At 67.2% G+C, this 5,719-nt stretch carries 7 protein-coding genes; 3 read left to right on the top strand and 4 right to left on the bottom strand.

From position 1 onward, the window contains the following. Window positions 1–675, top strand: a 675-nt coding sequence (locus tag AC1D1G_RS40570) for an anti-sigma-D factor RsdA (protein WP_477956420.1), incomplete at its 5' end; no start/stop codon positions are given. 130 nt (window positions 676–805) lie between these two features. On the opposite strand, the gene AC1D1G_RS40565 is transcribed toward AC1D1G_RS40570, so the two are convergent. Further along, window positions 806–1,108 (bottom strand): hypothetical protein, encoded by a 303-nt coding sequence (locus AC1D1G_RS40565; RefSeq protein ID WP_477956419.1) that lies wholly within the window; start codon window positions 1,106–1,108, stop codon window positions 806–808. A 292-nt stretch (window positions 1,109–1,400) separates the two neighbouring features. Between AC1D1G_RS40565 and AC1D1G_RS40560 the strand changes: the two genes are divergently transcribed. Further along, on the top strand, window positions 1,401–2,045 hold the full coding sequence (locus AC1D1G_RS40560) for a dihydrofolate reductase family protein (protein ID WP_477956418.1): 645 nt from the start codon (window positions 1,401–1,403) through the stop codon (window positions 2,043–2,045). Between the two features lie 286 nt (window positions 2,046–2,331). On the opposite strand, the gene AC1D1G_RS40555 is transcribed toward AC1D1G_RS40560, so the two are convergent. Continuing rightward, window positions 2,332–2,886 carry a TIGR03086 family metal-binding protein gene (locus AC1D1G_RS40555; protein WP_477956417.1) on the bottom strand — a complete coding sequence of 185 codons (555 nt, stop codon included), beginning with the start codon at window positions 2,884–2,886 and terminating at the stop codon, window positions 2,332–2,334. A gap of 556 nt (window positions 2,887–3,442) precedes the next feature. Continuing rightward, complete coding sequence (locus AC1D1G_RS40550) at window positions 3,443–4,291, bottom strand: NADPH-dependent oxidoreductase (RefSeq protein ID WP_477956421.1); 849 nt, start codon at window positions 4,289–4,291, stop codon at window positions 3,443–3,445. A 159-nt stretch (window positions 4,292–4,450) separates the two neighbouring features. Here AC1D1G_RS40550 and AC1D1G_RS40545 point away from each other — a divergent pair, with 159 nt between their 5' ends. Beyond that, on the top strand, window positions 4,451–5,197 hold the full coding sequence (locus AC1D1G_RS40545; protein ID WP_477956416.1) for an SDR family oxidoreductase: 747 nt from the start codon (window positions 4,451–4,453) through the stop codon (window positions 5,195–5,197). A 12-nt stretch (window positions 5,198–5,209) separates the two neighbouring features. Here AC1D1G_RS40545 and AC1D1G_RS40540 read toward each other — a convergent pair. Beyond that, window positions 5,210–5,719 (bottom strand): reverse transcriptase family protein (locus AC1D1G_RS40540; protein ID WP_477956415.1); only part of this gene is annotated, 510 nt, incomplete at its 5' end.

Below are 5,719 nucleotides of genomic sequence, written 5' to 3'. Positions count from 1 at the left end.
AAGTCGGTCGTGTTCAGCCAGCAGGCCGATTCGACCGTCGCGCAGATCGACACCGCGTCGCAGCTGCAGGAGGCCGAGCGGCTGATCGCCGCGGGCGACGCGGAGGCGGCGAAGAACCTGCTCGAGGGCGCCGCCGACCGTTCCGGCGGGGTACGCGACGCCGACATGCGCAACGAACTCGACGTGTGGCGGGCGAAGCTCGCCGCGGAACTCGAGAAGATCGCTCCCACCACGCCGCCTGCGACGACGACGCCCGGTACCACCACCACCGACACGCCGACGCAGACCATCGAACTGCCGGCCACACCCGGTTCCACGACGGCACCGGGAATCGAGCCGTTGCCGGGAACCCTGCCGCCGGATTTGCAGCTTCCGGGACTGCCGCCCACGTCACTGCCGCCGCTACCCACGACGACGCTCACGGTCCCGCCCGAGACATTGCCGTCCACCAGCCCTGACCCCACCATCACGATGGTCCCGCCTCCGCAGCCGCCCCTGCCTGTTCCGTCGGACAACCCGACCACGCAACCGCCCCCGCCCCCGCCGTCCGACATCCCGACCACACAGCCACCCCCACCTCCGCCGTCAGACGACCCGACCACGCAACCGCCCATCCAGCAGCTGCCGCAGGAGCCTTCCTTTGCGCCGCTCCCGCCGCCCGCCCCGACCAGCTGAGACGGGCAGCATCACGCTGACCCACATCCTGATCGTCTGAGGCCTGGGCGACGAGTACCAGCTGTTCGTGTACCCCACCGCCCAGGGTCGGGGACAACGGCTGTTCCCCTACCGGCGGCGGATCGATTTCCTACTTATGTCGGCTTTCGGCGATCCGCGCCTGAGCAAGCGCGGTCATCACCCGCTCGGTCATCTCCGGCCATGGCGGTCGCCGCAACACCGCGATCGTGCCGATGACGGCCGCCGCGAAACCCGTGCAGACCCCGATCAACGCGTGCAAGCTCGCATCGACGGCAGGCGTCCACGTAGCACCCTCCGCACCGACTGTGTACATGCCGACCGGACGCTCACCTCGTCGGCCCCAAGCTGTCCGCGACACAGTAATGATCACCGTGCCGTTACTCGCCTCGTACGGCTCGCCGAAGACCAGCATCGAGTCCTCCTTGTCGGGGCCGTCAGTCTACTGCGCGAACCGCGGCGATCGCCCCGATCCGCGCTGTCGATGTCGATGTCGATGTCGAACTAGGCTGCGACTGTTTGGTGCGTAGTGGTGTCATCCATGAGTGCAGGAATGCCAGACTGGACTACTGCCTTTGGCAGCACTGCACCATTCGGAAGCAAATCGGCCAACGGAACACGATTTTCGACGTTCGCGATGAGTCCAGCCATCTCTTCCGGTCTGTCTATTTGTATCCCGGTCCATCCGATCATTGGAGGAGGCGCCCATGCCCCGCACCCGCATCCACAACATGAACATCTCCCTCGACGGCTACGCCGCCGGTGAGCACGTGACGTTCGACGCCCCGATCGGCGGTGCGCAACGGCTATTCGACTGGTTCGACGGACGCGTCATCCACGGGGTCGACCGGGTAGACGCCCCGATCACTCTGGACCGCGCCGTGACCAGCCTGTGGGGCCAGGGCATCGGCGCGGAGATCATGGGGCGCCGCAAGTTCGGGCCCCACACCGGCGATTGGCCCGACGACGGGTGGCGGGGCTGGTGGGGCGACGAACCGCCATTTCACACACCAGTGTTCGTCATGAGCCACTACCCACACCCGAGCATCGACTTTGCCAACGGAACCAGCTTCCACTTCGTCGACGCGCCACCCCGTGAGGTGCTGCGCATGGCCCAGGAGGCAGCGAACGGCCAGGACGTCCGTATCGGCGGAGGACCCTCGACCGTGCGGCAGTTTCTGCAAGCCGACCTGATCGACTTCATGCACCTGGTGATCGTGCCCATCACCCTCGGGCGCGGCGTATCCCTCTGGGAGGGATTGGACGGCATCGAAGACCGCTTCACCGTCGAGACCGTCACCTCACCCAGCGGTCTCACCCATCAGCTCTGGAACAAGAACGGCCATGACTGAACCCGGTTCTTCGGCCAGTCGGGGATCCACCTACTACAGGATCGAGGTGGAGCGGCACGGAGTCGAACACAAGGAGCACGGCAGGTGCCGTTGACGAGCAAGGTGTTCGAGGATCGCTGGATAGTTGGCGAAGACGTCACCGAAGTTGCAGGTCTGACCCTCATCGGTCCCGGTGTAGATCGACGATGAGGACGGGGACGCGTTGGAGTAGCCGACAGCGCGCCGAGGGACGGGCGGTTCCGCAAGCGGATCCCCGGCGGGAGGCCCTCGATCGCTTGGCGTTGCGCTAGGGCCGTCGTCCGAACCAGTCGAGGAGTCGGGCCTGCTGCGARGCGTCGGGAGGCAATGTGCCACTCGGGCCCTCGCCATAAGCACCGAAGGCGAGCATGTCCTCCAGATATGGTTCCACCACGCGCGACAGCCCGGCGACCACGAGCGGATCAAGAGTTTCATCGAGACCCGCCGCGCGGAGGAGGTCCCACGCGTGGACCACCAGGTCGACGAGCCGGAAGCGCAGGAACGCCTCGGCGGGGACGTCACCGTTCGGGCCGGGAACCGGCTGCTCCGGAGGTGCGGCGGCGAAGGCCTCGGCCTGGTGTCGTGACGATTCGGCCACCGAGGCAACCGGGTCGTCTCCGAGCTGGTCATCTGTGAGCATGTTCCGGGCCTGTTCACGACTGACGCCGGCAAGCAGGAGCGCAGTGAAACGGTTTCCCACCACGACGTGCTCGACCAGGTCGCGCACCGAAATCTGTGACGGTGTGGGCAGGTCCCATGAGTCCGCCGGCAGTTGGCGCACCACGCGCTCGAATTCGGCCGAGGCAGCGAGAATGAGTTCCACCTCTCGCACGGTAGCGGTCGTGGACTGGCTCCGGACAGGTACGTCGTGGCGGATGCCCTTCTCGGGAACGGCGTACGGCGATTCTCCTCACCAGGGCGGTGACCGAGTCTCTCGCGGCGGGCATGTCGTGGGCGCAGATCGCCGAGCGTTCCCGGCCACGGCCCCCACGACATACTGAATCGACGATCGTCGGAACCCAGCTTTTGAATTGATCCCACGGACAGCGGGGTCGAGCAGTGCCACCGAGCCGACTCGCTCGGGCGTCTCCAGCGCAAGCTGAAGCGCGACGAGCGTGGGTCGTACCACGAGACGAAGGCACGGGCGGGTACGAGTACGACGCGCTGACCGCCCTCGCGCAGCTGATAGGTCAGTTCGACGTCACCGAACCGGGCACTGTCCACGGCGTCCCCTATGGATCCGCTCCATGAAGTCAGTTCCAGTGGAAGCGCTCACGAAGGGCCTCCGCGGCAGAAGACCCGGTGGGTGGTCCCGCAGAGCCACTCACCGGGTTTCGGACTTCGAACGGCCACCGTGCACCGGTGGCCGCGTCACACCTCTAGCGAAGGGGGAACCCGAGACGGATGAGTGATTCCTTCAGCCGATCCCGCCCGTTCAACCGTGTCGCGGACGCGAGTCGGTCCAGAACCCTGTCGATCCAGGAATGTTCGAGCTGCTGCGCCGAGTAGAAGGCAGCGATCCGCCCCTCGTAGGCGTCGACGTGGTCGCGCTGGGCAGGCAGGTCGTACTTCTCGTGGTGCAATACCGCAGCTCGGGGCAGGCGCGGCTTGATCTGGGCGTCGGCGTCCGGATGTGGCTGCCCGACGACGAGCCCGAACACCGCGAACACGTGGGGCGGCAGGCCGAGTTCCGCCGCGACTTCCTCGGGCTTGTTGCGCAGCGCCCCGATGAACACCGTTCCCAGCCCGAGCGACTCCGCCGCGGTCACGGCGTTCTGCGCCGCCAGGGCGGCATCGATGAACCCGATATAGCTGCTCTCGAGATAGTCGGCGCCCTCGATCGGCGCGCCGCGGTCGCCGGCGAGCTGGCGGACACGGGCGAAGTCGGCGAGCCAGACCAGCAGGACGGGGGCCTCGATGATGTGGGCCTGGTCGCCCGCCAGTGCGGCCAGACGAGCCTTGCTGTCAGCGTCGCGGACCGCGACGACACTCCACGCCTGGAGGTTCGACGACGTGGCGGCCGACTGCGCAGCCGACACGAGCACGTCGAGTGTCTCGTCGGTCAGCGGATCGGGCAGGTAGCGGCGGACCGACCGGTGCGAGTGCAGGGCTTCCAGAACCGGATTCCACTGCGCGGGTTCGGTGAGGGCGGGGTCCCAGTAGCGCTGCTGCAGCGCCGTGCGGGGTGCGATGTCTGCGATGGTCACCCGGACAGGAAAGCCGACCACCGTCCCCCACTCCAGTATTAGGCGCACCGTGATTCCTGAGATCCCCCCGCGTTCTCGTCGACGCCCGCAAACGGAACGGGTGAACAGCCGCAGCGGCGCCGCCGATCGGCGACAATTCGGGAGCCTCCGACAGCTGTTCGGGACTAGTGATGCAAGGGAGTGGATGTGACGGAACGGGTGATCGTGGTGACGGGTGCCGGCTCGGGAATCGGTCGGTCGATCGCGACCGGACTGCTCGACGCCGGGCATCACGTGGTGCTGACTGGGCGGGCGCGGGAAAAGCTGGACGAGGCAGCGCACGGTCACGAACACGCAGTCGTGTTGCCGGCCGACGTCTCGTCGCCGCAGTCGGTGCACAGCCTCTTCGCCACCGTGGCCGGACGTTTCGGCCGCCTCGACGTACTCGTCAACAATGCGGGCACCTTCGGCCCGTCCGGCTCGGTGGACGAGATCGAACCGGAGGGGTGGGACCGGACGGTCGCCACAAATCTGACCGGGGTCTTCCTCTGCTCCCGGGAGGCCGTGCGGATGATGAAAGCCCAGACACCGCGCGGCGGACGCATCATCAACAACGGCTCACTGTCCGCCCACACGCCGCGACCCGCGAGCGTCGCCTACACGGCAACCAAACACGGGGTGTCGGGGTTGACCAAGTCGATCGCGCTCGACGGACGCGAACACGACATCTGCTGCACCCAGATCGACATCGGGAACGCCGCAACCGCCATGACCGAAGGCATCGGCCACTCCGCCCGCCAACCGGACGGATCCTTGCGAGCGGAACCCACCTTCGACCCGCGGTACGTCGCGGACGCAGTGACCCGACTGGTCGAACTCCCCTTGGACGTCACCGTGCCGACGATGACCATCATGGCCACCGGCATGCCGTACATCGGCCGCGGCTGACCGCGCGGCCGATCAGCGACGCGGGTCTGCCCAGTCGACCCGGGCGGCCAGTGCGTGCAGCGACCGTCTCCTGTTCGCGTTGGATTCCCCGACCCAGGCGATGCGTCCGTAGACGTATTCACGGAAATGCGGTCTGCCGTCACGATTCTGCGAATCGGGTCCGTAGCGAGCGCAATTGAAGAGCAGCGCTCTCAGGTCGTCGTAGTCGGCTCGCGCCGCCTGCGGACGGGTGTTGACCACCAGCCCGGCCAGGTGCTGGCGTCGGTGCGCCCGCATGATCCGGGTCTTGGCCGGGTGCACCGAGAAGCCTTCGTCCGCAACGATCCGGCCGACGGCGTGGATCAGTCGGTCCACCGCCAGTTCCGTGCCGGAGAACGCAAGGTCGTCGGCATATCTCGTGTAGCAGGCCCGATGGGTTCTCGCGAGGCCGGTCAGTCTGCGGTCGAGTCGGTAGGCGACGAGATTGGCGAGCGCCGGCGAGGTCGGTGCGCCCTGCGGCAGGTGCGCACCCCGGAGTGGAGT

The sequence above is a fragment of the Rhodococcus sp. P3_B8 genome, assembly GCF_056402775.1.
This window is presented reverse-complemented; position numbering and strand designations above follow the sequence as displayed.

Bases quoted from the DNA above. Each gene is read 5' to 3' on its own strand.
- AC1D1G_RS40565 (WP_477956419.1), bottom strand. From the start codon at position 1,108: ATGCTGGTCTTCGGCGAGCCGTACGAGGCGAGTAACGGCACGGTGATC.
- AC1D1G_RS40560 (WP_477956418.1), top strand. From the start codon at position 1,401: ATGCCCCGCACCCGCATCCACAACATGAACATCTCCCTCGACGGCTAC.